Annotated in this window: 22 protein-coding genes; 10 read left to right on the forward strand and 12 right to left on the reverse strand. The window is 36.9% G+C overall.

Features of this window, described 5'->3' with window-relative positions:
* Positions 1 to 39 precede the first annotated feature (39 nt).
* From EXIGUO8A_RS13470 to EXIGUO8A_RS13515, 10 genes are all read right to left on the reverse strand, one after another.
* A complete protein-coding gene (locus tag EXIGUO8A_RS13470) occupies positions 40 to 879 on the reverse strand; it encodes a sugar phosphate isomerase/epimerase family protein (protein WP_159303533.1) in 840 nt (279 codons plus the stop codon).
* 2 nt (positions 880 to 881) lie between these two features.
* On the reverse strand, positions 882 to 1,865 hold the full coding sequence (locus tag EXIGUO8A_RS13475) for a ThuA domain-containing protein (protein ID WP_159303534.1): 984 nt from the start codon (positions 1,863 to 1,865) through the stop codon (positions 882 to 884).
* A gap of 19 nt (positions 1,866 to 1,884) precedes the next feature.
* Positions 1,885 to 5,046 (reverse strand): PVC-type heme-binding CxxCH protein, encoded by a 3,162-nt coding sequence (locus tag EXIGUO8A_RS13480; RefSeq protein WP_159303535.1) that lies wholly within the window; start codon positions 5,044 to 5,046, stop codon positions 1,885 to 1,887.
* A gap of 88 nt (positions 5,047 to 5,134) precedes the next feature.
* Positions 5,135 to 6,436: a Gfo/Idh/MocA family protein gene (locus EXIGUO8A_RS13485; RefSeq protein WP_407658232.1), complete on the reverse strand. Its 1,302-nt coding sequence runs from the start codon at positions 6,434 to 6,436 to the stop codon at positions 5,135 to 5,137.
* 146 nt (positions 6,437 to 6,582) lie between these two features.
* Positions 6,583 to 7,380, reverse strand: a complete 798-nt coding sequence (locus tag EXIGUO8A_RS13490; RefSeq protein WP_159303537.1) for a 3-keto-disaccharide hydrolase — start codon at positions 7,378 to 7,380, stop codon at positions 6,583 to 6,585.
* Between the two features lie 147 nt (positions 7,381 to 7,527).
* Positions 7,528 to 8,799, reverse strand: a complete 1,272-nt coding sequence (locus tag EXIGUO8A_RS13495) for an adenylosuccinate synthase (RefSeq protein WP_159303538.1) — start codon at positions 8,797 to 8,799, stop codon at positions 7,528 to 7,530.
* 25 nt (positions 8,800 to 8,824) lie between these two features.
* A complete protein-coding gene (locus EXIGUO8A_RS13500) occupies positions 8,825 to 9,295 on the reverse strand; it encodes a Fur family transcriptional regulator (protein ID WP_116772015.1) in 471 nt (156 codons plus the stop codon).
* A 50-nt stretch (positions 9,296 to 9,345) separates the two neighbouring features.
* Entirely contained in the window at positions 9,346 to 11,550 is a 2,205-nt protein-coding gene (locus EXIGUO8A_RS13505) for a RelA/SpoT family protein (RefSeq protein ID WP_116772016.1), read from the reverse strand.
* A 44-nt stretch (positions 11,551 to 11,594) separates the two neighbouring features.
* Positions 11,595 to 12,827 (reverse strand): M48 family metallopeptidase, encoded by a 1,233-nt coding sequence (locus tag EXIGUO8A_RS13510; RefSeq protein ID WP_159303539.1) that lies wholly within the window; start codon positions 12,825 to 12,827, stop codon positions 11,595 to 11,597.
* A gap of 48 nt (positions 12,828 to 12,875) precedes the next feature.
* Complete coding sequence (locus tag EXIGUO8A_RS13515; protein ID WP_159303540.1) at positions 12,876 to 13,676, reverse strand: TrmH family RNA methyltransferase; 801 nt, start codon at positions 13,674 to 13,676, stop codon at positions 12,876 to 12,878.
* A gap of 82 nt (positions 13,677 to 13,758) precedes the next feature.
* Between EXIGUO8A_RS13515 and EXIGUO8A_RS13520 the strand changes: the two genes are divergently transcribed.
* The 10 genes from EXIGUO8A_RS13520 to EXIGUO8A_RS13565 all read left to right on the forward strand — a co-directional run bounded on the left by EXIGUO8A_RS13520 (position 13,759) and on the right by EXIGUO8A_RS13565 (position 20,980).
* Positions 13,759 to 14,556 carry a hypothetical protein gene (locus EXIGUO8A_RS13520; RefSeq protein WP_236564487.1) on the forward strand — a complete coding sequence of 266 codons (798 nt, stop codon included), beginning with the start codon at positions 13,759 to 13,761 and terminating at the stop codon, positions 14,554 to 14,556.
* Between the two features lie 100 nt (positions 14,557 to 14,656).
* Entirely contained in the window at positions 14,657 to 14,896 is a 240-nt protein-coding gene (locus tag EXIGUO8A_RS13525) for a MoaD/ThiS family protein (RefSeq protein ID WP_159303541.1), read from the forward strand.
* Entirely contained in the window at positions 14,896 to 15,312 is a 417-nt protein-coding gene (locus EXIGUO8A_RS13530; RefSeq protein WP_201304117.1) for a molybdenum cofactor biosynthesis protein MoaE, read from the forward strand. Before EXIGUO8A_RS13525 ends, EXIGUO8A_RS13530 begins: the two co-directional genes overlap by 1 nt.
* A gap of 135 nt (positions 15,313 to 15,447) precedes the next feature.
* A complete protein-coding gene (moaA, locus tag EXIGUO8A_RS13535) occupies positions 15,448 to 16,431 on the forward strand; it encodes a GTP 3',8-cyclase MoaA (RefSeq protein ID WP_159303542.1) in 984 nt (327 codons plus the stop codon).
* A complete protein-coding gene (moaC, locus tag EXIGUO8A_RS13540) occupies positions 16,431 to 16,904 on the forward strand; it encodes a cyclic pyranopterin monophosphate synthase MoaC (RefSeq protein ID WP_116772022.1) in 474 nt (157 codons plus the stop codon). Before moaA ends, moaC begins: the two co-directional genes overlap by 1 nt.
* On the forward strand, positions 16,888 to 17,481 hold the full coding sequence (locus EXIGUO8A_RS13545; protein ID WP_159303543.1) for an NTP transferase domain-containing protein: 594 nt from the start codon (positions 16,888 to 16,890) through the stop codon (positions 17,479 to 17,481). The genes moaC and EXIGUO8A_RS13545 overlap by 17 nt, the downstream gene beginning before the upstream one ends.
* On the forward strand, positions 17,478 to 18,551 hold the full coding sequence (gene moeB / locus EXIGUO8A_RS13550; RefSeq protein WP_159303544.1) for a HesA/MoeB/ThiF family protein: 1,074 nt from the start codon (positions 17,478 to 17,480) through the stop codon (positions 18,549 to 18,551). Before EXIGUO8A_RS13545 ends, moeB begins: the two co-directional genes overlap by 4 nt.
* On the forward strand, positions 18,535 to 19,311 hold the full coding sequence (locus tag EXIGUO8A_RS13555; protein ID WP_159303545.1) for a sulfite exporter TauE/SafE family protein: 777 nt from the start codon (positions 18,535 to 18,537) through the stop codon (positions 19,309 to 19,311). Before moeB ends, EXIGUO8A_RS13555 begins: the two co-directional genes overlap by 17 nt.
* 49 nt (positions 19,312 to 19,360) lie before the next feature.
* Positions 19,361 to 20,551, forward strand: coding sequence for a molybdopterin molybdotransferase MoeA (locus tag EXIGUO8A_RS13560; RefSeq protein ID WP_159303546.1), 1,191 nt, complete (start codon positions 19,361 to 19,363; stop codon positions 20,549 to 20,551).
* Positions 20,552 to 20,572: 21 nt separating this feature from the next.
* Positions 20,573 to 20,980 (forward strand): hypothetical protein, encoded by a 408-nt coding sequence (locus EXIGUO8A_RS13565; RefSeq protein ID WP_159303547.1) that lies wholly within the window; start codon positions 20,573 to 20,575, stop codon positions 20,978 to 20,980.
* Between the two features lie 77 nt (positions 20,981 to 21,057).
* Here EXIGUO8A_RS13565 and EXIGUO8A_RS13570 read toward each other — a convergent pair whose 3' ends face one another.
* Entirely contained in the window at positions 21,058 to 22,350 is a 1,293-nt protein-coding gene (locus tag EXIGUO8A_RS13570; protein WP_159303548.1) for an amidohydrolase family protein, read from the reverse strand.
* A gap of 37 nt (positions 22,351 to 22,387) precedes the next feature.
* Positions 22,388 to 25,342, reverse strand: a complete 2,955-nt coding sequence (locus EXIGUO8A_RS13575) for an amidohydrolase family protein (RefSeq protein WP_159303549.1) — start codon at positions 25,340 to 25,342, stop codon at positions 22,388 to 22,390.
* Positions 25,343 to 25,452 lie beyond the last annotated feature (110 nt).

A 25,452-nucleotide genomic window follows, 5' to 3' on the forward strand; every position in this document is an offset into this window, starting at 1 on the left:
TTTTGAAGTAAGATAGTACAAAACGTTTTTTAGCTATGATTACATTTTTAATACGCCCCTTATATACCCAACAGATTCAGAAAGGCCATAAATAGCATGATTAGCATCTTTTTCATACTCAATAGCAACTATGCCGGCATATTTTATTTTCTTTAGGGCACTTAAAATGGATGGTATGTCAATTTTACCATGACCCAAAACCGTTTTTTCTCCGTCAGCTACCGGAGCGTCTATATCCTTAATATGTACATCAAATAATTTGTCTTGGTATTTTATAAGTTCTGCTGCTGGATTTAGACCTAATCTAAAGGTGTGGCCTACATCTATACAAAGACCAATTCTATCATCTAATCCTTTTATATTGTCGTAAACACTTTTTGGGGAAGGAAAAATTTTGTCTTCCGGACCGTGATTATGTATAGCTAGTTTAACATTTGTCTCTTTTACCTTTTGCTCTACCAAAGGCAACAAATTATGTTTTGGTGCGCCAATAATCATAGGTAAACCTGCATTATGTGCGTAGGTAAAATAGGTTTCAACATCTTGTTCTGACTTCATGTAAATGACGCCACCACCATATGGGTTAAGACCTCTAGCGGTAACTTTTTCATGAATATAGGTGAGCTCTTTTTTGCTTGCCTCATATGGTAAATGAAAACTTTTAAAAGCTACATCTTTTAAACCTAAGCGCTCTGTAATATCAATTAATTCATCTAAACTATATTTTCTTAAAGTATATGAAGCTAAGCCAATATTAAGCTTGTGGTCATTCAAATTTGCATCGTTGGTAATGTTTTGAACTGACTTGAAAGACGATGTACCTAATGCCAATACACCTAGTCCACTTGTTTTGATGAAATTTTTTCGAGTTAATGCCATGCTTAGAAATTAGTTATTGGTTTTTGTTTCTTTTTAAATTTTTGCCCAAAACCTGAGTTGTTGGGTGAAAAAGGAGTTTCTAGAGTAACGTTTACACCTTCTTCCGGAATACGATCTTCTTTGCCCAATGCCCAATAAATACCATTCATGGCAATCTTTCGCATAACAGGAAGTTTAAAATCGTAAGGGTGCCCTAAGGTGGTAAAAAATACTCTTCCGGTCTTGCCCGATGTTCCTGTGTAACTTTTTGTCCAAGCTACAGGATTGTCTAAAGAGAATTGGTCTAGCTTACCATTTATTTCGTGTTGAGATTTAGTGGAATGTCCCATTAAAATAGGTTCGCTATCGCCCTGTAGTTGCCAATCGCCACCATCTACATGATATAACCACGAATATGCTTCAAATTCAGAAAAACCATTTAAAATAGGGTTTTCTTCCTTACCGTCTTTTATGCTAATAGTTGTAACGGGATACTTGCCGTCATCAAAGTGACCATGGTGGGTAATCCATTGCTGACCAAAAACTTTTGCAGGCCATTCTTCATTAAATGCAGCAAGTGTGGAATCATTATCATATTTAAATGCATGGGTGGTCGTTCTAAAACCTACGATTGGTTTTCCCGATTCTACGTAATTGGTAATATAATCACGTTCTTTTTTAGGTAAATTTCTAAAACGCATGAATACGACCATTAAATCTGCACTTTCCAATGCTTCTAAACCCGAGATGTGGTCAGATCTATTTGGGTCTATATAGCCCAAACTATCAATGGAGTAGGCAATGGATACTTTTGCCCCTAATTCTCTTTTTGCCAATTTCGCTAACATGGGAAAAGATTCTTCTGATCTATATTCTTCTTCACCTGTGACAAAAACGATATGCGGAACTTTTTGTTCTTCAGAGACTGGCTTTTTCTTTTCTTTTGTCTTTTCACCACAAGCCGTAAGTATGATTAGAAATAATATAGATAGATATCTAATTTTCATAGTTGTTTTTTTAAGTTGATTATTTTATCGGATGTTCTTTTAGTAATTCATCTGCCGTATAAAAACTGTTACGATCTTTGGTCGCCTCCCGCACTTCTTTTACTTTGTTTGGGTCAATGACCGATGCTTTATTACCAAATGAATTTCTAACATAAGTAAGTACGGCAGCAATTTCATCATCTTTTAACAACCCCTTAAATGCCATCATGGGTACTTGACCTTCATAATGGTTGCCCATTATATTCATTGGTCCGTAAAGCCCATGTAAGGCTAACTTTATCAATCGTTCTTCATCACCTAAAACCCATTCTTGACCTACTAAAGTTGGGTATCCTGCTTTTTGTAAACCTGTACCACTTTCTTGGTGACAAGTTACACAGTAACCTTCGGTTTCATAAATCTTTTTTCCTTTGGTAAAAACTTCTAAATCAGCTCCCTTTAAGTGTGATGCTAAAATTTCTTCTTTTGCTTCCTCTAGAAAGTTACCCGTTAATCTTGTCTCTGCAAAATTAAATGCATCAAGCATCCATTCGTCCAATGGGTGATTTCTGGCTACATTTAAAATTTCCAGCCCTTCTGCTTGTGGTAACCATGATGCCGTGGTAATAGCTTCCAATCTTACCCTGCCATGCTTGTCGCTTGCCGCATTTTTCAGTAATTCTTGTGCGTTGTTCAGTTGGTGCCCCATATACCGTACAACTCTTACGGCAGCAGCACGAACTCTATGGTCTTTAGATGTTAACAATGTTTCTAACAATGGTTTGTCTAGCTTGTTCATTCCCCAAGAAACCCATAGACCTTCTAATTTATGATGTTCATAATTGGGGTCGTTTTCATCTAGACCGGTGATCCAAATGTTTAAATAATCTAGAACTTCGTCGGTATTTCTGCCTCTTAATTCCCTTCTTGTTCTATAGCGGGTTCTGTACTCTGGCAGCTTCAAATTCTCAAATAATTGAGCTATTGATGCGCCGTCTATTTCTGCAGGCTCTACCAAAGGCCTTGATGGATATGTAATTCTGTAAATTCTACCATGTGCGTGATCGCGTAAAGGATCGCGGGCATTATGTTGCATATGACCAATTAATACATTGTGCCAATCCACAAGATAAAGAGAACCGTCTGGTGCAAATTCAAGTTCAACAGGTCTAAAATTTGGGTCGGTACTAGTAATTAAGTCTTGTCGATGTTTAGTGGTGTAACCCGTTCCTTTTTCCAACATTTGATGTTGTTTTAAACCGAGAAAACCAATGGAATTTGCCAACAGCATATCACCTTGAACCTCGCTGGGGAAGTGGCTGCTTGAAATAAACTCTAAACCGGATGTTGGTCTAACCCGGTGCGCTTCTTCAATTAATTCTTCGGTTAATGGCGATGAAATTCCGTAGATGGGCTTTAAGGAACTTGGCATCATCCAATTGACCTTGGGTCCAGAAGTATGTAAAAAGAAATCTTGCCCCCAATCATCGACCGCAATACCCCAAGGATTAGGAATGGAAACTTGAAGGGTGCGCTCTAAATGTTTTCGTTGCGGATTATATCTGTAAAATCCACCATTGGTAGCACGAACGGTTCCATATGAAGTTTCGACGTTGGTATGAAGAAATAAACCTTCAGACATATAAAACGCACCGGAAGGGTCTGCACAAAAAGCTGAAATGGCATGATGCGTATCGTGATCGTCAAAACCACTTAAAACAGTTTCAATTTTATCGGCTTTGTCATCACCATCTGTATCTGAAAATAATTTTAGAGTAGTACCTTGACTTACATACACACCTTCAGGAGCAAACTCAAATCCAATTGGTAGGTGTAAATTGTCGGCAAAAACGGTTTCCTTATCTGCCTTACCGTCATTATCGGTATCTTCCAGAATAATGATTTTATCATTTGGTTTGGCGTCACCAGGTTTGTAATGCGGGTACGAGGGTAATGTGGCCACCCATAACCTACCTTTATTGTCAAAAGATATTTGCGCTGGGTTGGCTAAATTGGTGAATTCCTTTTCAGAGGCAAACAATTCTACTTTATACCCTTCTGGTACGGTTAAGGTTTTTAAGGCTTCTTCACCATATTTGTACTTTAAGTCTCCATGGCCTTCTACTAAATTATAATTGGTAGCTACAGGTGGTAGCTTGCTTGTTAGCGCATCGGCAGAATCTATATCATATTCTATACCCTGTGCAGTTGCCCATATGGCAGAATCTCTAATAGCCGTTAGCTCCCTAGTTTTTTTAATTTCATACGGATAATTATCTGGACCATAGGGAGCATGCCTTCTGCCAAATACATGAACACCATTAGGTATTTTATAATCGTTGTGCCAATAGAAATTTTTTTCTTGTACAGCTTCGTTTATTGCAATTCTTTTGTTTTCATGTTCTATAGGTTTGTTTCCCGTAAGCTCATCGGCTAAAAATTTAGCAAAAGTCTCATAACCTAATTTGTTCATTTGCGAACCGTCTATGGTGTAGTCTTCATCGGTATTTTTAAACCATTTTTTCGACGGATTATAAACATTAATAAAAGGTATGTTGTTTGCGGCAGCAACTTCGCTCATTGCATCGGTATATAATTTCAGGTTTTGGTTTTCCGAAATTCCATTAGGTACATCTATATGATCGGATAAATCTTCAAAGGCAATGGGAGAAATAAGAACGAGTTGTGGGGTAGAGGTGCCGTTGTATTTTTGTTTAACCGAGTGCTTTATAAATGCATCTAGTTCTTCCTTATAATTTTCTAAGCCCTCAGCACCTTCAAATGATTCGTTATAACCGAAAAAAGCTAAAATTATATCGGCGTTAAGTCGAGTTAACCATTCATCTGGAGTTTCAAATTCTCCTTCACTACCAGAATTTTGGGCAAGTTCTGTTTGAAATTTTTCTGCTCCCGGGAAAGCCCATGGAAATACTCGACCAGAATGTGGTCGAAAACCGGGAGTGTCACCGGCATCGGACATATTTCGTATAAAGAGGGAGTCTTTTGGATACCGTAGATGTAATTCTGTTTCTAAACTACCATAATTCATCAATCTAGACCCTAGATTGTTTCCGATCAGTACAATCGAATTATGAGGCTTTATTTGAATTATTGGCTCTTTGCTATCTGAGCAGCTTTGCGCTATTAGAATGCCAATAGATAGGAGGGCGAATCTAAAAGCAATGGTGAAGCTTTTTGACATTTTTGATTTTGTTGTTTGTGGTCTGTTCTTTTAAAAATAGATATAAAAAAACCACTCGAAAGTGGTTTTTGTGATATTTAAGTGGAAATTAGAAATTTCTATAATCACCTTCTAAAAAAGCATTGGCTTCTTCTTCGGCAAATTTGGCATTTTCACTATCCCAGTGTAACACTTGGTTTGGAAATCTGCCGGCTATAACACCTAACAAAATGGTTTCTGTAAGTCTAGATGCATATGAAAAAGGAGCGGTTGTTTTATCTGTGCCCAAGCACGCATCTACAAATTGATGGTAGTGCTTTGGACCTTCAGATTCATAATCTCGAATAGGTTTGCCCATGTTGTTCGCTTTTTCCACTGCTTCTATTTCTGCTGAAATGTCAACATATTTGCCATCTACTATTTTTTTAGGCAGCTGCATAAAATGTGGTAGTAGCAATCTCCCTTTTTCACCAATGAATATAGCACCTTGGTCTGGTAATGTTCCTTCGTCGGCAGTTTTAGTCTCCAATGACATTTTATCTTCCATGCTGTCTTTAGAGTTGTCTTTTGTTGAGGCTACTTTATCTGACCCTGGTAAAATTAAATCTTCATGGTCTTTTGGTGCACCGGGTCCGTCATACCAAACCCATTTTAATGTTTCTGTAGTATATTCCGTTTGTGGAAATTCATAGGTAACTACATTGTTTTGTGGAAAACCAAAGCCGTTTGGTTCCCTACATTCATTTTTAATGGTTTTAGGAACTTGTAACGCCAAAGCATTATACGGTGTGTCAAAAATATGAACTCCCATATCACCTAATGTACCACAGCCATAGTCTACCAATTTTCTCCAATTTCCTGGGTGGTAAAAACCTTCTTTATACGGTCTTTCTGCTGAGGTGCCTAACCACAGATTCCAGTCTAATGATTCTGGAACTGGGTCGGAACCTGAAGGCTCCTGTCCGTCATATCCCCAGTCTTTGGGAGACCAGGCACGTACGGTATGTACTTTACCAATTATACCCGATTGTATTAATAAGGTAGCTAACTTATAATCATAAAATGAATGTACCTGTATTCCCATTTGGGTTACCAGTCCTTTTTCCGCTGCAAGTTTGTTCATGGCCCTTGCTTCAGATACATAATGGGTCAATGGTTTTTGGCAATATACCGGTTTGTCCATTTCCATGGCCATCATTGAAGCGGGTGCATGGGTGTGATCTGGTGTAGAAACCACTACAGCATCGATATCATCGCCCATTTCTTTTAACATAACTCTGTAGTCGGTATATGTTTTTGCATTTGGATGTAATTCTTTTGCTGCTGCCAAATTGTTGGCATCAACATCACAAAGGGCGGTAACATCTACTTTGCTATGTGATGAAATCGCTTTTAAATCTTCGGCACCCATGTTGCCAACACCAATATGAGCAGTTCTTAATCTGGTTAATTTTTTCGCTTCTTTCTTGCAAGACCAAAGTCCAGATGGTAATATTACAAATGTGGACAATGCCGCAGCGTTTTTTAAAAAGTCTCTTTTATTCATTGGTGTGGTGGTTAAAGTTTTTTTATTTTAATGTTTCTGAACCAGATAGGGCTAGAGTGATCTTGAAAACCGATATAGCCAGTTTTATACTTGCCATAATCTTCACTGTTCTTCCATTTATCGGAATTCTTTTTTTCGTACCAAGCTTCATCCCACGGCACAAAGGAAACTACTTTTTTTCCGTTTAGCCAATGTTCTACCTGTTCTGGAGTGAAGATAATTCTAGTAGTGTTCCATTCGCCCACCGGATGCAATATTTTGCCCTCTGGATCTGCAGCATGCATGGCATAGTCTGATGCAGTCTGCTGTAAAGGTTTTAGCTCTTCGGGTTTGTCCGTATACCCTAAACTTAAATTGTAATCGGTAAGATCGTGGATGCTGGCATAGTTTTCATCATCTATCAATTGGTATTCTGGCGCAACTTCTGGTGGACTATCGTATCCTTCTTTTAAATGATAGAAAATACCGCTATTGCCTCCTTTTGGTAATTTCCACTCTACATAGAGTTCAAAATTATCGAACTCCTTTGCGCCATAAATAATATCTGTGCCGCCGGTGTAATCTTGCTCCTTACCTAATTCTGTGTCAAATTGTAGTTCTCCGTCTTTTGCGATCCAACCTGGCGGTAGTTCTTTGCCATTATAAGCGCGCCAGCCTTTTGTAGTTGTACCATCAAAAAGGGTTATCCATTCGCTTTCGGTTTCTTGTTGGGTAACGGTTTGTTCGTCAGTTTTGTCTTTTTTTTCTGTTTTGCAAGCTGTCGCCAATACAAGAAAAAAAAACAAGGTTGAGTAGGTGGTTTTTTTCATTTGTTGAGTTGTCGTTAAGTTGTTGTTGATGTGTAAAATGTAAATTTTGCACAAGCTTGAAAATACAAAAAAAAAGAATGGCGATAAAGGTATTTCCCTATATCGCCATTCTTGAAAGTTGAACAACCTATTCTGGTCGCTTAATGTCTATCTTAAGATTGTCTGTGTTCTATCTGGACCAACAGAAACAATTTTAATCGGCACTTCTAATTCCTTCTCTAAAAATTCTATATATGCATTTAATGCTTTTGGTAATTGATCGGCAGAAGTCATTTTAGTCAAATCTTCTTTCCAACCATCCATTTCCGAGTAAACGGGAGTAACATTTTCCGCCTCAATATTATAAGGGAAATGCTCTATTTGTTCTCCTTTATAGTTGTAAGCAGTACAAACTTTTAGCTTTTCAAATCCGCTAAGAACATCGCCTTTCATCATCATCAGTTCAGTAACTCCGTTTACACGAACTGCATATTTCAAAGCTACCAAATCTAACCAACCACAACGTCTTGGTCTACCAGTAGTGGCTCCAAACTCATTACCTACACGACCCATAGTTTCGCCATCTTCATCAAAAAGCTCTGTTGGGAAAGGACCGCTACCAACTCTTGTGGTGTATGCTTTGAATATACCTTTTACCTCTCCGATTTGATTTGGGGCTACACCTAAACCTGTACAAGCGCCGGCGGCGGTTGTATTCGATGAGGTTACAAATGGGTATGTGCCAAAATCAATATCCAATAATGAACCTTGAGCACCTTCTGCCAATATTTTTTTACCGGCTTTTTGTGCTTGGAATAAATATTCTTCACTATCAATGAACGTTAATGTCTTGAGTTCTTCAACAGCTTTGAAAAAATCCGCTTCAAGTTCTGCCAAGTCATATTGAATATCTACATCGTAGAAATTGATCATAGCCTCGTGCTTATTGGCTAGGCTACGGTATTTTTCTTTCCAATCACTTAGTTCTAAATCACCTACACGCATACCGTTTCTTCCGGTCTTGTCCATGTAAGTAGGGCCAATACCTTTTAAGGTAGATCCTATTTTTGCCTTTCCCTTTGATGCTTCGGAGGCTGCATCAAGTAAACGGTGGGTAGGTAAGATTAAATGCGCTTTTCTAGAAATGAACAACTTGGATTTTACATCTAAATTGAATTTCTTCAATGCATCTAATTCTTTCTTGAAAATAACCGGGTCTATAACCACCCCGTTACCTACAACATTTACCGCATTTTTATGAAAAATTCCTGAAGGAATGGTGTGTAAAACATGCTTAATTCCGTCAAATTCTAAAGTATGACCGGCATTTGGTCCGCCTTGAAAGCGAGCAATAATGTCATAATTTTCGGTTAAAACATCAACAATTTTACCTTTTCCTTCGTCACCCCATTGCAGGCCTAACAATAAATCTACTGCCATCTAAATATTATATACTTGGTTAGTTCTATTTTGTTTCTTTTTTGCCTGCATCTTTAGCAGGAGTATTTTTGGTCCCATAAAAATATAGGGAATGTGTATTTATCTTAATATCAAAAACTTCTTCAATTGTTTTTTTGATAGACTGTATTCTAGGATCACAAAACTCCATTACTTCACCAGTGTCGGTTAAAATCACATGATCGTGTTGGCGATCAAAATATGATTTTTCATATTGCGCCTGGTTTTTACCGAATTGATGCTTGCGAACCAATTTGCAATCCAATAGAAGTTCAATGGTGTTATAGAGAGTTGCCCTACTAACACGATAGTTTTTATTCTTCATTTTAATGTAGAGAGACTCTATATCAAAATGCTCGTCACTTTCGTAAATTTCTTGTAGAATAGCGTAGCGTTCGGGTGTTTTTCTATGTCCTTTGTCCTCTAAAAAGGTAGTGAAGACGTTTTTTACAATTTCTTGATTTTTATCAGAAGACATATTTACTGCATTAATGCACAAAGGTACAGTTAAATTTTAATTTCCTTTTTCTAAATACGAGTAACTTTATCAATACCGTTGATGTTCATAAGATTATCGGTCAACTTTTTCAATACTGCTTTATTTTTGACCACTACGGTAATCTTTCCTTTAAAGGTGCCGCCATCGGTACTGAAATTTAAATTACGCATATTAACGTGCATAATATCAGAAATAACTTCGGTAATATCACTTACAAGACCTAAATTATCAATACCTGTCATTACAATATCCGCTTGGTATTCTTGTTGAGAAGAATCTATCCACTTAGCACTTATAATTCTATACGCATAATTAGATTGTAATGAAATGGCATTGGGGCAATTTTTTTTATGAACCTTTATACCTTCAGATACACTTACAAAACCAAATACATCATCACCGGGTATAGGATTACAACATTGTGATAGTTTGTACTCCAACTTTTCTTCCTCTTTACCAAAGACCAACATGTCATATTTAGAGGTAATCTCATCTTTGTTGATATCCTCTGGTGCTGGTGTTTTACGCATTCTATTCTTAAAGAAACTAATGAATGCATTGCTATAGGAGGAAGCAAAGTCTTTGATCATGGCATTGTCAATGGAGCCAATACCTACACGGTAAAATAAATCTAAACTGGTTTTTAGCTTAAAGAAAGTCACCATTTTGTTGATGGAGTCTTCGTTGAGCGAAATTTTTTGTGATTTTAGTTTTCTGCGTAAAATCTCTTTACCATCTTCTGCAACAGCTTTTTTCTCTTCTCTAAGAACAGATTTAATTTTAGCACGTGCTCTAGCTGTTGTTGCATAATCTAACCAGTTTTGATTGGGTTTTGCTTGGTCAGATGTTATGATCTCTACTTGATCTCCACTTGAAAGTGTGGTGTTTAAAGGAACCAATTTACCATTTACCTTGGCTCCCCGGGTGCGCATACCAACTTCTGTATGAATGTTGAATGAAAAATCTAACGGTGTAGCTCCTTTTGGTAATGACTTTAACTCTCCTTTAGGGGTAAATACGAATATTTCTTTTGAATATAGGTTGAGTTTAAATTCCTCAACAAAATCTACGGCATTTGTATTTGCGTTCTCAAGCGCTTCTTGAAGTTTGTTTAACCAAACTTCTATTCCTTGTTCTTTTTGATCTCCGTGCTTGTATTTAAAATGCGCTGCATAACCCTTTTCGGCAATTTCGTGCATTCTTTCACTTCTAATTTGAACCTCTACCCATTTACCTTTTGGTCCCATAACGGTGATGTGTAAAGCTTCGTATCCGGTGGATTTAGGCGAGGATATCCAATCACGTAATCTAACAGGGTTGGGGGTAAAGTGATCCGTTACTATGGAATAGATTTTCCAAGCGAGAAACTTCTCGTTTTGTAAATCGGATTTATAAATAATTCTAATAGCAAATTTGTCATAGATTTCCTCAAATGTGACATTTTGCGCAATCATCTTTTTACGCATAGAGAAGATAGATTTCATCCTCCCTTTTATGATGTAATTGAGTCCTTCTTTTTTAAGTGAATTGTCAATAGTTCCAGAAAAAGCATCTATGTATGCTTGCTGATCTTCTTTGCTATCCTCTATTTTATCTTTAATGGAGTTGTATACTTCTGGTTCTGTATATTTTAAACTTAAATCTTCTAACTCCGTTTTAATATTGTAAAGCCCTATTCTATGGGCGAGTGGGGCATAAATGTATAGTGTTTCCGAAGCTATTTTTACCTGCTTGTGCTCTGGCATAGAATCCATAGTGAGCATGTTGTGGTAACGGTCGGCAATCTTTATAATAATAACTCGTACATCATCATTTAAGGTCAAGAGCATTTTTCTGAAATTCTCCGCTTGCTGGGAGATGTTCATGTCTTTTTTTAAATGTGATATTTTTGTGAGTCCGTCTACAATGCGCGCCACAGTTTCACCGAACATACGGTCAATATCGTCTAAGGTATATTCGGTATCTTCTACAACATCATGTAGCAGGGCAGAGGCAATGGAAACTGCATCAAGACCTATTTCTGAGGCTACAATTTTTGCTACCGCTATAGGGTGAAATATATAAGCCTCACCAGATTTTCTTCGTTGGGTTTTGTGCGCATCAACTGCCACCTCAAAAGCGCTTCGTATTAGTTTTTTATCATCATCAGTTAGAGTTTGATAACTAATTCGAAGTAACTCCTTATACTCTTGAGCTATAAGCTTGTTTTCCTCTTCTATCGCTGCCTGTGTCATACTAGATTAAAAATAAGATAATCTTATATGATGCACAACAAAAATTATGCCTTTAAATTACGTATGCGATCGATTAACGGTGGATGTGAATAATGCATAAATACGTAAGCAGGATGCGGCGTTAAGTTGCTAAGACTGTTTTTTGATAACTTTTTTAAAGATGCGACCAATGGTAAGGCTGCATAGGTATGTTTGGCATAGTCATCTGCCTCGTATTCAAATTTTCTTGAAAAATGATTCATTAATAACCCAGTGATTTCGGAAATCGGACTATATAATATTCCAAACCCTATTAATGCGGCATGAAAACTTGGTCTGTCAACACCTATTGCCAAAGAAACTTCCGGGTTATTTATAAAGAGTGATAATATCAATAGCATTACACCTGTCAAAAGGACGGATGCTGCCAAGTTATAAATGATATGTTTTCGTTTATAATGTCCTATTTCATGTGCTAAAACGGCAACTATTTCCTCTTCTTCTAAATCATTGATCAAGGTGTCATAAAGCGTAACACGTTTTTCTTTTCCAAAACCAGAAAAGTATGCATTTGCTTTGGTAGAGCGTTTAGAGCCATTGATTACAAAAATATTTTTGAGGTCAAAACCTACCTCTGCGGCATAGCTTTCAATTTTACTCTTTAAGCTACCGGCTTCCAATGGTTGTTGTTTATTGAATAAGGGTACAATAAGCTTGCTGTAAAATAAATTCATGAATAAGATGAAAACAGTCACAACTGCCCAAGTATAGAGCCAAAAGTTGGTGCCTGCCCATTGAAAAAACCATATTACCAATGAAAGTATTAATCCACCTACTATAATGGTCATTAGCCATTGTTTTAGCTTGTCGATAAAAAAGGTAGTTGTTGTTGTTTTGTTGAACCCGAATTTTTCTTCAATAACGAAGGTCTGATAATAAGAGAATGGGAGATTGAGTATGTCGCTACCGATCATTATAATACCAAAGAAAATTAATGCTTGTATTATAGTATTGTCACTTTGGTTTTGGGCAACATGATCTACCCAGGCAAATCCGCCAAAAAGTAAAAATGCAAGAATTAATAGTAAAGAGAATACCGAAGTAAAAATACCGAACTTGTAATTAGTAAGTTTATAGGCTTGTGATTTTTTATATTCTTCTGCATTAAATACATCGGCTACTTCTGCCGGAATGGGATCTTTAAAACGCTTGGCGTTCAAATAATTCATTACTGTGGCAAGTATGAATTCCCCGATCAGAATAAAAAGAATACAATAAAATACAATTGTTTTGTCCATATAGTGTATTTGAAAACGAATGCATAAGTAGATAAAGTATGCGAACTTCTAGTTTAATTTGCGTTGTCGTTTTGCCTCAAAGATAAGTATTGCTGCAGATACCGAAACATTCATCGAATCTATTTCACCTTCCATGGGTATAATGATGTTCTGAGTGCTATTTTGTAGCCATTCATTACTCAGCCCAGAGTGTTCTGTACCAACGACTAGGGCAGTAGGTCCTTTAAAACTTACTGTTGTATAATCTTTAGATGCCGATAGGGCAGCACAAAAAACCTGAATCCCTTCTTTTTTTAGATAGGAAATTATCTCGGTAGTGGTGCCCATTTTTACGTTTCTAGAGAACACACACCCTACACTTGATCGTATAATATTGGGATTGTAAAGATCTGTTTTTGGGTTGGCTATCAAAACCGCATCAAGATTTGCAGCATCTGCCGTTCTAAGTAATGCACCTATGTTGCCTGGTTTTTCGGGAGCTTCGGCAATTAATATTAAAGGATTTTCAGTGTCGAACGCTAAAGATGATAATTGGTGGTCTTTACTTTTGGCTATAGCTATAATACCTTCGGTAGTGTCTCGGTACGCCAATTTTTTATATACATCGGCACTTACTGATATTGACTGGTCATAATTAAAAGATTGCAGAATTTGGGTGTTTTCAAGTATATCTTCACAGTATAATATCGATTCTATATCATACAATGCTTTGCTTGCAATCTGCAATTCTCGCAATCCTTCTAAAATAAAAAGACCGGTTTTTTTGCGTTCCCTAGATTTGTCCTTTAATTGTAAAACCTTTTTGATTAAAGGATTTTGAGCACTGCTAATATGTTTGGTTGACTGCATGTAGTACAAAAATAGTTCAATTTGGTAAGTCCGTCATATTTTCTCGACTAAGGATTTTTAAAACCATAAAAACTGAATTAAAATGATGAACAAACTTTACCTTTTAGTCTTAACAATGGCCGTATTTTCATGTAAGCTGGCTCCTAAAAAAGAAATGCCTGCAGAACCCGTTGAAGAGGCTGAGGAAATGGTGAATGTAGATCGGTACCCATCAGAATTAAACAAAGTATTTGAAGCTCATGGCGGATTAAATGCATGGAAAAGCTATAAAACCTTAAATTTTGAAATGCCAAAGGAAGGTTTCAATGAAATTCAAACTATTGATCTTCATAAGAGGTTTGATAAAATTTCTACACCTGATTATACTATAGGTTATGATGGTGGTGAGGTGTGGCTATTAGATAATACAGGGAACTACGAAGGAAAACCTAAGTTTTACCATAACTTAATGTTTTACTTCTATGCTATGCCATTCGTATTGTCTGATGACGGAATAAAATATGAAGAAGCGGAAGCATTGGTCTATGACGGTGTTTCATACCCTGGTTATAAAATTTCTTACAATGACGGTGTTGGGGCATCATCCACAGATGAATATTTTATACATTATGATGCAGATACACATCAAATGAAATGGTTAGGTTACACCATGACTTACTTTAGTGGAGAACCTTCTAACAAGGTAAGTTGGATCAATTATGCAGACTGGACCAAAGTTGATGAGGTCTTGCTACCAAAAGCGATTACATGGCATAATGTTGAAGAAGGTGAAGTCAAAGAACCGGCTAAAACAGTGAATTTTGAAAATGCTAGTTTGTCTACTGAAGCTAAACCTACAGGGTTTTATTCCGCACCTGAGAATGGGGTAATTGTGGAATAGATCTTTTCTCAAAATCATATAATTTTTTTAAAATAGGTGCCATTTTTATGGCACCTTATTTTTTATGCCTAACTTGGAATTTATCTAATTTTAGACGGTTATGAATGTACTTTTTTTTGGTATTACCAAAGATATAGTGGGCAGTTCAGAAATTAATTTTAATGAGGAATTAAAGCCAGCGAATGTTGGTTCGTTAAAGAAAAAATTGATTGACACTTACCCCGAATTTTCAAAGCTGAATTCATTGGCGGTTGCCGTAAATAGTGAGTATGCCGATGATACTTTAGCGTTGACAGGTAATGAGGAAATTGCAATAATACCACCTGTAAGCGGAGGATAATGAAGAAAGTTATAGAAATAGTTGATACTATTGATACTGCAAAGGTTTATGCGGAATTAAGTGATCCCAAAAGCGGAGGAATCTGTGTTTTTGTAGGAGCCGTTCGTGAGTTTACAAACAACGAAGAAGTAGTTGCTTTAGAGTTTGAAACGTATAAAGAAATGGCTTTAAAGGAAATGGAAAAGATTGCAGATAGCGCGATTGAAAAATGGGCATTGAACAAGGTTGTAATGAGACATGCCGTTGGTGAGAAAGGTGTTGAAGAACCAGTTGTTGTAGTTGGGGCGTCTTCTGCACATAGGGATGCTTGTTTTGAAGCTTGTAGATATCTTATCGATACTTTAAAAGAAACCGTTCCTATTTGGAAAAAAGAGAAGTTCAAGAATAAAACGATATGGGTATCGGCGCATCCGTGATTTTTGGAAAACAGAAGTTAGAGGAGAGAAAATAGAGAAGAGGATCTAGAAAATAGAATAAAGATAATAGAGGAAATTGAGTTTGTATTTGAACTTGAACTTGATTTTTGAGTTTGAACTTGTATTTTTAAAAGTATGTTAGTAGACAACCATAATAGAGCAATTAATTACCTAAGATTGGCGGTGACAGATCGTTGCAACCTGCGTTGCAATTATTGTATGCCAGAGGAGGGAATTAACTTTGCGAAAAACGACAAGTTGTTTACTATAGACGAGCTGGTCAAACTAAGCGAAATTGTCGTTTCTCAAGGCATAGATAAAATACGTATTACAGGTGGTGAGCCTTTTGTACGTAAAGATTTAATGGTATTGCTAAGAAGCTTATCAAAGTTAGAGGGACTTAATGATATATCCGTTACTACAAATGCGACTTTAATTGGTCCGTATATTGATGAGTTGAAAGAACTGGGTATTAAAAATATTAATGTGAGTATGGATGCCATTAATCGTGAGACTTTTGAGCGTATTACACGCCGGGATCAATATGATGTGGTGTATAATAATATGATTCGCTTAATTACCGAAGGGTTTAATGTGCGTATTAATTTCATAGCTTTAGATGGTCAGAATACAGATGATATTCTACCCATGTTAGAACTGACCAAGCATTATAATGTTTCGGTTCGCTTTTTAGAAGAAATGCCTTTTAACGGTGGGTCTAAAGAGTTTCAAACTATTAAATGGGATTTTAAAGCGATTCTGGAACATATTAGAAATGCCCATCCTGAGTACTATAAACTGGAATCTCCAAAGACATCAACGTCTATAAATTATAAGATTCCTGGTTATAAAGGGACTTTTGGGGTAATACCTTCTTTTAGTAGAACTTTTTGTGGCAGTTGCAATCGTCTGCGAATTTCTGCAACCGGTGATGTTATCACTTGTTTATATGCTAAAGCAAGTACGAATTTAAGGGACATAATGAGAGCCGATGATGTGGAAGAAAATATCAAAAAAGAAATTTTAAAGGCTGTCGGCAGTCGTGCTAAAACCGGTTTTGAGGCACAAGAAAAATATAAAGACGTATTTAGTAATTCAATGACTTCAATAGGAGGGTAATGCAGAAAAAATTATCGCATATAGATGAATCCGGAAATGCTACAATGGTCGATGTTTCCCAAAAATTAGCTTCGGTACGTACCGCAATTGCAAGCGGACTAATAAAATTTCCGACAGCAGTTTTTAAATCATTATCCGATCAAGATTTTGTGGGCAAAAAAGGGAGTATTGTACAAACAGCGGTTATTGCCGGTATACAAGGTGTAAAGAAAACATCAGAATTAATTCCTTTGTGCCATCAGATTAATCTGTCCAAAATTAATGTGGAAATAGAACCTGTAACGGATGCATTTCAAATTACATGTACCGTAAAATGTACGGAGAAAACTGGTGTTGAAATGGAAGCTTTAACGGGAGTGTCCATTGCTGCGTTGACTATTTACGATATGTGTAAGGCACTTTCACAAGATATTGTAATAAGTGCAATTCAATTAGAACAAAAAACGGGAGGGAAGAATGATTTCCAAAGATAAATTATATGGTTTAGTGCTTTCCGGTGGAAAAAGTACTAGAATGGGTGAGGATAAAGGGTTGATAAAATATCACGTCCTTCCACAGCGTGAACATTTATATCACTTGCTGAATGAGGTTTGTGACGATGCGTTTCTAAGTATTCGCAAAGATCAAGAGAATAATATATCAAATACCTTTAATACGATTGTTGATAATAATGAATTTCGCGGTCCGTATAACGGGTTGCTTTCTGCACATAAAGTATACCCGAATGTAGCGTGGTTGGTATTAGCTTGCGATTTACCATTGATTGATAAAAAGGCTTTACAACAACTAATTGCTGCCAGAAACCCAGAGAAATTGGCAAGCGCCTTTGCAAATGAAGAAGACCCTTTACCAGAGCCTCTTTGTGCAATTTGGGAACCAGAAGCATTAAAACAATCTGTAGCCTACTTGGAAGCCGGAAACGGTTCTTGCCCAAGAAAATTCTTGATAAACGCAGAAGTTCATTTGGTGTTTCCTCAGCAGAAAGAGGTGTTGTTAAATGCAAACTCTAAAGTGGAATACGAAGAAGCATTGCAAAAAATTGCATCATGAACCAAGATCGTTACCAAAGACAAATTACCTTAACGGAATTTGGAATTGAAGGACAGCAGAAGCTAAATAAAGCCAAGATTTTGGTGGTTGGTGCTGGCGGACTAGGAATTCCTGTGTTAACGTATTTAAACGCTATGGGTGTTGGTACCCTTGGTATTGTTGATGCAGATGTAGTTTCTTTATCTAACCTTCATCGTCAGGTATTATATACCGAAGCAATGGTGGGGAAACCTAAAGTTGAAGCGATAAAGAGTCAATTATCGGCTCAGAATTCTTCAACAGAAATACATACACATCAAACTTTTTTAACTATTGAAAATGCTCTTGAAATTATAGGGGCATATGATATCGTGGTCGATGCAACCGATAATTTTCCCACGAGATACCTGATCAACGATGCTTGTGTAATTTTAAATAAACCTTTTGTTTATGGAGCCTTGCACGCTTTTGAAGGGCAAGTAAGTGTGTTTAACTATAAAGATGGGCCAACATACCGTTGTTTGTATCCTACAATGCCAGCTGCCGATGCTGTTCCTAATTGTAATGAAAATGGTGTATTAGGTATATTGCCTGGTATTATAGGAAATTTACAAGCCTTAGAAGTGGTGAAAATAATTGCTGGTTTAGGCGAGGTTTTATCAGGCGTATTGCTTTTGTACGATACACTTACTCAACGTGCACAACGCATAAAGTTTAAATTACAACCGGGCAATAATGAAATTAAGGTTTTGGCTAAAAGTTATGAGTTTAATTGTGATCTGCCATTAAAATCTATTGATGCTAGTACCCTTAAAAAATTGATAACAGAAGGATCTGTTGAATTATTAGATGTTAGAACGGAAAAAGAATATCATAGACAGCATCTTAAACAAGTTAGACATATACCATTAAACGATTTGGCAAATAGAAGTAGCGAGTTGAATTTAGAGGAAACGGTGTATGTCATTTGCCAATCTGGAGTGCGAAGTAAAAAGGCGATTGCCAAGTTGCAAGAATTACACCCAGGTAAAGATTTTGTAAATGTTGTTGGAGGTATGAACCAGATGAAAAATTATGTTGATACCTATTGAGCAACTAATGCTTTTATGTGTTGGGTTCTTTATTATAGCCACCTTGTATTCTTCGGTCGGTTTTGGTGGTGGTTCTAGCTATTTGGCACTGTTAACCCTTTTTTTGACCAGTTTTTTTGCCATAAGGTCTATTGCCTTGGTATGTAATTTGGTAGTTGTTTCGGGTAGTACTTACTTATATTTTAAAAATGGTCACGCAAAGTTAAAAGACTTTCTGCCATTTGTTTTGGCAAGTATTCCCTTAGCATATTTAGGAGCCACTTTTCGACTAAAAGAAAGCGTGTTTTTTATAATCCTTGGGTGTTCGCTTATTCTCTCAGCCTTGTTTTTGTCCATGCAAACATTTGAGATGAACACTGCAAAGAAAGAAGTAAAAGACTATCCTAATTATATGAGTTATGTTTTGGGAGCCGTAATTGGGTTCTTATCCGGATTAGTAGGTATTGGAGGAGGTATTTTTTTAGCACCTATTCTAAACCATTTAAGATGGAACAAAGCAATAAAAATTGCAGCCTTGGCCAGTTTCTTCATATTGGTTAATTCTGTTTCAGGTCTATTCGGTTTGCTTACTAGTAATTCTCTTTCCTTACCTTGGAAAGAATCTATGTGCTTGGTTTTCGCCGTTTTGCTTGGTGGTCAATTAGGTATTAGAATCAGCCTAAAAAGATTATCTGCACATGGCATTAAAAGAGTTACTGCACTCCTTGTTTTCGTAGTAGGTATAAGAGTGTTATTGGTTAATGGATTGGGCTGGTTTTAGTCTTGCCTTATACTCAAGAGAATCCATTTAAAAAAATTACCTTTAATCTATGATTACATTTAAGGAAGCCTATCAGAAAGTTTTAAAGCATCGCTTAAATTTTGGAGAAGAAGAGGTTCAACTTATGGACAGTTTAAATAGAATTTTAGCTGAAGATATTCTTGCCGATCGTGATTTTCCTCCTTTTGATCGTGCAACTAAAGATGGTATTGCAATTCAATTTTCAAGTTTGTTGGAAACTGAACATGCATTCATTATAGAAGGCGAAGCTGCAGCTGGTGTAACACAGCAGTCGTTAATTAATATTGGTAATTGTTTAGAGGTTATGACGGGTGCGGTAGTTCCCCAAAATTGTGATACTGTGGTAATGTACGAACATATTACAATAGCAGATAATAAGGTCACCATTAATGAGAAAGTAACAAAAGGTCAAAATATACATTATAAAGGAAGTGATGAAAAAGCTGGAGCGGTTGTTCTTTCAAAAGGAATAAAAATAACTCCGGCTGAGATAGGTGTTTTGGCTTCTGTGGGCAAATCTGTAGTCAACGTGAAAGTAAACCCAAAGATTTGTACCATAGCTACGGGAAATGAATTGGTTGAGGTTGACCAGTTGCCAGAACCACATCAGATTAGAAAATCAAATATGTTGACCATTGAAGCTGCATTATTGAACAGTACTATAGCTTCCAGCTCATTACATCTTTTAGACGATAAAGAAATTATTAGGACAAAACTGGAGAAAGCTTTAGTTGAAAATGACGTTCTATTATTGAGCGGTGGGGTATCTAAGGGTAAGTTCGATTTTATTCCAGATGTTATGGAATCCCTTGGTGTTGAAAAGGTGTTTCATAGAGTAGCACAAAGACCTGGTAAACCCTTTTGGTTTGGCGTTCATGCAAAATTGAATACAGTTATTTTTTCATTTCCTGGTAATCCTGTGTCCACATTTGCCAATTATCATCTTTACTTTTTACCATGGTTGCATACCTCATGGGGCATTCAATTAGATAATTTGTATATTAAGCTAAGCGTGCCCATGCGAATAATGCCACCTTTGACCAGGTTTGTTCATGTAAAAACGGAGTTTAAAGAAGGCGCTGTTTGGGGAACACCGGTGGTTGAAAATGGATCGGGCGATTTAACCAGTTTGGCTAAAGCCGACGGCTTTATTTGTTTGGAGCCGAAAGAGAATGCTTATGAAGTAGGAGAGGTGGTACGTTTTATAAAAACCAGGTAGTAATCAATTAAATCTTTTGATATGAATCCAGTATTAAAAAACATTTTGGCTGTCGTAGCCGGAGTTATTGTTGGTAGTATGGTGAATATGGGAATTGTTATGATCAGCGGTTCTATTATTCCGCCACCGGAAGGTGGAGATATTACTACTATGGAAGGTTTAAAATCAACCATTCATTTATTTGAACCCAAGCATTTTATTTTTCCTTTTTTGGCTCATGCCTTAGGTACCTTGGTGGGTGCCTTTATAGCTGCTAAAATAGCGGCAACTAGAAAAATGCTTATGGCTTTGTTAATAGGTTTGTTTTTTCTAATTGGAGGCACGGTTAATATTGCCATGCTTGGTGGGCCAATGTGGTTCACTGCTTTAGATATTATAGTGGCTTATTTGCCTATGGCATATTTAGGGTATTTGCTCGCCAAGAAATAACAGTTTTTTTGTAAAATAAAAGAGGCTGTCTTTCCGTAAGACAGCCTCTTTTTAATTGCATCAAATAGTAGTATGTGCTATTTTCCTTCGTACTTGCCCATGTAGCGTTTCCAAAGTTCTGTTTGGTGTGTTTCTAAAGAAACTGTACGTCCGTCAATGAAAACATGGGTTAATTGGTTTCCGGCCATGTCTAGAGCATCACCTTCAGAAATGAACAGAGTGGCACTTTTTCCGTTCTCCAAAGTTCCATATTGATCATCTATACCCAATATTTTGGCAGTGTTTCCTGTAATCAATTGAACTGCTTTTTCTTTATCCAATCCCATTTGCGCAGCTTGTCCTGCATAAAAAGGTAAATTTCTTGTCTGAAAATTTGCAGCTTCAGAATTTTGAATACCTACTAACAATCCGGCATCTACCAATAACTTTGGTAACTTATATGGTAAGTCATAATCATCATCATCAAAAACGGGAAGGTTGTGGGTAAACTGTACCAAAACAGGAACATTATTGCTCTTTAAAAAATCTGGAATTTTGTAAGCATGATAACCACCTATCAATACAATTTCTTTAGCACCATTGGTTTTTAAGGTATTTACGGCATCTATAATTTGCTTTTCATCAACGGCATGAACGTAAAGTTTCTGGCTTCCGTCAAAAATACCTTTCATGGCAGCAAAGGCTGGGTTAACCTCTTTTGGCGTCGATTTGCCATAAGCTTGGGCATTTTTTAGAAAAGAAGCAATTGCATCTATTTGCTCAGCATAGTCTTTGTTTGGATGGTAACCAGGGTCCTCACCGGCCCACCAGCGACCTTGTTTAAAAGTACTTGGCCAATTTAAGTGAATACCGTCATCTACTTTTATAGCGGCGTCTTCCCAGTTCCAGGCATCAAATTGTACGATACTTGAAGTACCGGAAATTAATCCGCCAGAAGGTGCAATTTGCCCAATTAACACTCCATTGGGTCTCATGCTCTCTACAACTTTGGATTCTGCATTGTATGCAATTAAACTTCTTACATGAGGTATAAAATCTCCTATTTCATCTTCATCTTTAGAAGCTCTTACGGCATCAATTTCTACTAAACCTAAAGTCTTTGCCGGTGCAATGAAACCTGGGTATACATGTTTGCCGGTAGCATCTATGATCTTACCTTTTCTTGCGATTCTCATTTTAGAATCACCAACAAAAGTAATTTTACCGTCTTCGAACATGATAAGCGAACTCTCTATTATTTCTCCATTACCTAAATGGGCCGTGGCCCCTTCAATAGTAATAGCTTCGGTCTGTTTATCGCCCGGTGTTTGTTGTGCTATGGCCGGTAGTGCCAAACCAAGGGCTATAATCAAGGTTATTAATCTTTTCATTTTTACTGTTTTATATTTTTTGAATACTTGTGTTATATTAAAGGCTTTCGCAAGAGAAATCTCTTTTTACACTTTGCTTTGGGCTTTGTGTTTTTTTGCCGCTGCTCTTTTCTTTCAGCATCATTGTTACCAACTCATTACGTTCTTTTTTAATGGCTTCACGATTCTTTTTATCGGTTTCCAAATCAAAATAGGTAACTCCTTCGATCATTGTTTTTTCCGCTTTTGAATATACGGATAACGGACTACCGGACCACAATACCAAATCAGCATCTTTTCCAACTTTAATACTACCCACACGATCGTCTAAGTGTAATAGTTTAGCTGGGTTGATGGTAACCATTTTCCAAGCTTCCAATTCTGTCATGCCACCATATTTAATTGTTTTTGCCGCTTCTTGATTCAGTCTTCTGATCATTTCACGGTCATCACTATTAATAGCGGTTACAACACCTTGTTTTTGCATAATTGCCGCGTTGTATGGTATTGCATCGTTTACTTCAAACTTATAGGCCCACCAGTCACTAAAGGTACCAGCGCCTACACCATGTTCAGCCATTTTATCTGCCACTTTGTACCCTTCTAAAATGTGGGTGAAGGTATTGACCCTAAATCCAAAGTGCTCAGCAACTTTCATCATCATATTTATTTCGCTCTGTACATAAGAATGGCAAGAAATAAAACGCTCTCCGTTTAGAATTTCAGCAAGAACTTCCATTTCTTCATCGTAACGGTATGGTTCGCCATTTTTCTTTTTGGTGTCGTATTCCTTAGCTCTTTGGAAATAATTCATATACAACTGCTCAACACCCATTCGTGTTTGAGGAAAACGGGAATAACTGCCCCAGTTACTTTGCTTTACATTTTCTCCAAGAGCGAATTTTATAAACTTAGGAGAGTTGTCATAAATTAAGCCGTCTGCTTCTTCTCCCCATTTTAATTTTAAAATAGCCGACCTACCGCCGATTGGGTTAGCAGAACCATGAAGTAATTGTAATGAAGTAACACCACCTGCAAGAGATCTATAGATACCCATATGTTCTGGATCTACAACATCTTCCATTTTTACTTCTGCCGAACTGTTTTGACCGGACTCATTTACTGATAGGGCAGCAATATGACTGTGTTCATCAATAATACCTGCAGTTAAATGTTTGCCGGTTGCATCAATCACCTTGGCGCCACCTGCATTTAAATCTTTTCCTATTTTAACGATTTTACCGTTTTTGACAAGTACATCTGTATTTTCTAGCACTCCAGCATCTTCACTTGTCCAAACCGTGGCATTTTTAAATAGTGTGTTTTCAGCTTTTGGTTTAGTAGTAAAACCATATCCAACATTTGGGAATTTTACAGGAACTATATTTTTGGCAGCGGTAGCTTTTTCCTTTTCTGATTCCTTTTTAGCAAATGATTTTGATTTCGTTGCCGTGAATTTAGATTCTGTACCATCGGGCAGAACCAAACGACCGGATAAGTTATCTGAGGATTCTGTGACGGCACCTATCATTCTATAGGTTTTATCGTCTTTCTTTGTTGCAAAAGACATGGTTACCCAATTGTCATCGTATTTAATTTTAGAATTCAGTTTAGCGGTGTCTTGCTTAACCTCAATTTTAGGTTTTGTAACTTCTCCCGAGATGGCTACGTCGTAGGTTTTTCCTTGTACCATTAATTTGTAATCTCCTCTAATATCTTTAACATCCATAGAGTTGATTACACTTTTGGTTCCTTGTACCCAGTTTTCATATAAGGTTGTAGACTTATCAAAAACATCACCGGATGTAATTAGAAAATTAGCAAGGTGCCCTGCTTTTAAAGAACCTATTTCATTTGATTTTCCTAATATTTCTGCAGGTACCGTAGTCAAAGCTTCTAGTGCTTTGGTAGATGAAAGTCCGTACTCAATGGCTTTCATTAATTTTTGTTTAAAATTCGAAGGAGATTTTAAATCATATGTTGTAAGCGAAAATTTAATTCCATTATCTGCTAATACTTTTGGGTTAGATGGTGCTTGGTTCCAATAACGCATATCTTGCAAAGACACATAGTCCACCGCGTATGGGTTCGAAACATCATAAGCATCTGGGAAGTTTATAGGTAAAATAAATTTGGCATTCGTAGCTTTTATTTCCTCTATTCGCTCAAATTCGTTTCCGCCTCCTAAAATCGTATACTGTATACCATTGGCATCACCAATTTTATCTACACGTAGATCGTGGGATTTGTCTTTGGCCTCAAATATCTGAACTAGATTTTTATTGTCGTTCAATGCTTCTAAAGAAAGATCTGTGGTCGTGGCATTCCCTTTGGCATACCAATCTGCGTCACTATACATTTGTCGTAATAGTGCTAGAGTTCCCATTAGTGAACTTGGGTAAGATTGCCCTTTGGCAATACTTCGGCTCAAAGAAAAATATTGGGCAGAGCGATCATCCAGTATTCTGTTCGCATTGGTTCCTTCTCCATTTAAAGCGATAAGAACACCTGTGCCTCTAGCAATACCATCATGTATGTGTGAATTAACAACGCCAAAACCAGCCTCTCGTAATTTTTTGGCTTCCTTATCGTCATATGTAAATTTCTCGATTGCCTTATTCTCTGGCATAATATGGTCATTCCAATAATAGCCTTCTCTAGAAGGTTCATATTGAGCAGATCTACCGCGACCCGGTTTCTTTTTAGCTTGTTCCACTCCAAATTTTGAGTAAACATCGATAAATGATGGGTAGATTGATTTTCCTTGCAAATCAATAACAACGGCATTTTTAGGTATGCTTACTGTACTAGAAGCGTTGACTACTTTACCGTGTTGGATCAATAGTGTTCCATTTTCAATAACCTGTGTAGGGGTTACAAAGATTTTAGCGTTGGTAAAGGCAGTATAATTATTGTTATTGACCTTTACGCCTGCGTTCTCAGGAAAATAATCCTGGGCATTTAAAAATGTACCATACCCAAGCAGGCATAGTGCAAAAAATAATTTTTTCATTACGTTGAGTTTGAATTAGTGTTTTAAAAATACTGGGATTCTACAGTAAAATGGGTTTATTTCACTTTTCTTTAACAGTTGAAAAAACGCAAATTGAGAATAGCTATTAT

The sequence above is a fragment of the Maribacter litoralis genome, from assembly GCF_902506355.1.
Classification (GTDB): domain Bacteria; phylum Bacteroidota; class Bacteroidia; order Flavobacteriales; family Flavobacteriaceae; genus Maribacter; species Maribacter litoralis.

Coding starts and splice junctions, on each gene's coding strand:
- EXIGUO8A_RS13480 (WP_159303535.1), bottom strand. CDS start 5,046: ATGTCAAAAAGCTTCACCATTGCTTTTAGATTCGCCCTCCTATCTATT.
- EXIGUO8A_RS13500 (WP_116772015.1), bottom strand. CDS start 9,295: ATGTCTTCTGATAAAAATCAAGAAATTGTAAAAAACGTCTTCACTACC.
- EXIGUO8A_RS13525 (WP_159303541.1), top strand. CDS start 14,657: ATGAATGTACTTTTTTTTGGTATTACCAAAGATATAGTGGGCAGTTCA.
- moaC (WP_116772022.1), top strand. CDS start 16,431: ATGCAGAAAAAATTATCGCATATAGATGAATCCGGAAATGCTACAATG.
- EXIGUO8A_RS13510 (WP_159303539.1), bottom strand. CDS start 12,827: ATGGACAAAACAATTGTATTTTATTGTATTCTTTTTATTCTGATCGGG.
- EXIGUO8A_RS13520 (WP_236564487.1), top strand. CDS start 13,759: ATGATGAACAAACTTTACCTTTTAGTCTTAACAATGGCCGTATTTTCA.
- EXIGUO8A_RS13570 (WP_159303548.1), bottom strand. CDS start 22,350: ATGAAAAGATTAATAACCTTGATTATAGCCCTTGGTTTGGCACTACCG.
- EXIGUO8A_RS13490 (WP_159303537.1), bottom strand. CDS start 7,380: ATGAAAAAAACCACCTACTCAACCTTGTTTTTTTTTCTTGTATTGGCG.
- EXIGUO8A_RS13560 (WP_159303546.1), top strand. CDS start 19,361: ATGATTACATTTAAGGAAGCCTATCAGAAAGTTTTAAAGCATCGCTTA.
- EXIGUO8A_RS13470 (WP_159303533.1), bottom strand. CDS start 879: ATGGCATTAACTCGAAAAAATTTCATCAAAACAAGTGGACTAGGTGTA.
- EXIGUO8A_RS13505 (WP_116772016.1), bottom strand. CDS start 11,550: ATGACACAGGCAGCGATAGAAGAGGAAAACAAGCTTATAGCTCAAGAG.
- moeB (WP_159303544.1), top strand. CDS start 17,478: ATGAACCAAGATCGTTACCAAAGACAAATTACCTTAACGGAATTTGGA.
- EXIGUO8A_RS13530 (WP_201304117.1), top strand. CDS start 14,896: ATGAAGAAAGTTATAGAAATAGTTGATACTATTGATACTGCAAAGGTT.
- EXIGUO8A_RS13555 (WP_159303545.1), top strand. CDS start 18,535: ATGTTGATACCTATTGAGCAACTAATGCTTTTATGTGTTGGGTTCTTT.
- EXIGUO8A_RS13545 (WP_159303543.1), top strand. CDS start 16,888: ATGATTTCCAAAGATAAATTATATGGTTTAGTGCTTTCCGGTGGAAAA.
- EXIGUO8A_RS13515 (WP_159303540.1), bottom strand. CDS start 13,676: ATGCAGTCAACCAAACATATTAGCAGTGCTCAAAATCCTTTAATCAAA.
- moaA (WP_159303542.1), top strand. CDS start 15,448: ATGTTAGTAGACAACCATAATAGAGCAATTAATTACCTAAGATTGGCG.
- EXIGUO8A_RS13475 (WP_159303534.1), bottom strand. CDS start 1,865: ATGAAAATTAGATATCTATCTATATTATTTCTAATCATACTTACGGCT.
- EXIGUO8A_RS13565 (WP_159303547.1), top strand. CDS start 20,573: ATGAATCCAGTATTAAAAAACATTTTGGCTGTCGTAGCCGGAGTTATT.
- EXIGUO8A_RS13485 (WP_407658232.1), bottom strand. CDS start 6,436: ATGGGTGCCGAAGATTTAAAAGCGATTTCATCACATAGCAAAGTAGAT.
- EXIGUO8A_RS13495 (WP_159303538.1), bottom strand. CDS start 8,799: ATGGCAGTAGATTTATTGTTAGGCCTGCAATGGGGTGACGAAGGAAAA.
- EXIGUO8A_RS13575 (WP_159303549.1), bottom strand. CDS start 25,342: ATGAAAAAATTATTTTTTGCACTATGCCTGCTTGGGTATGGTACATTT.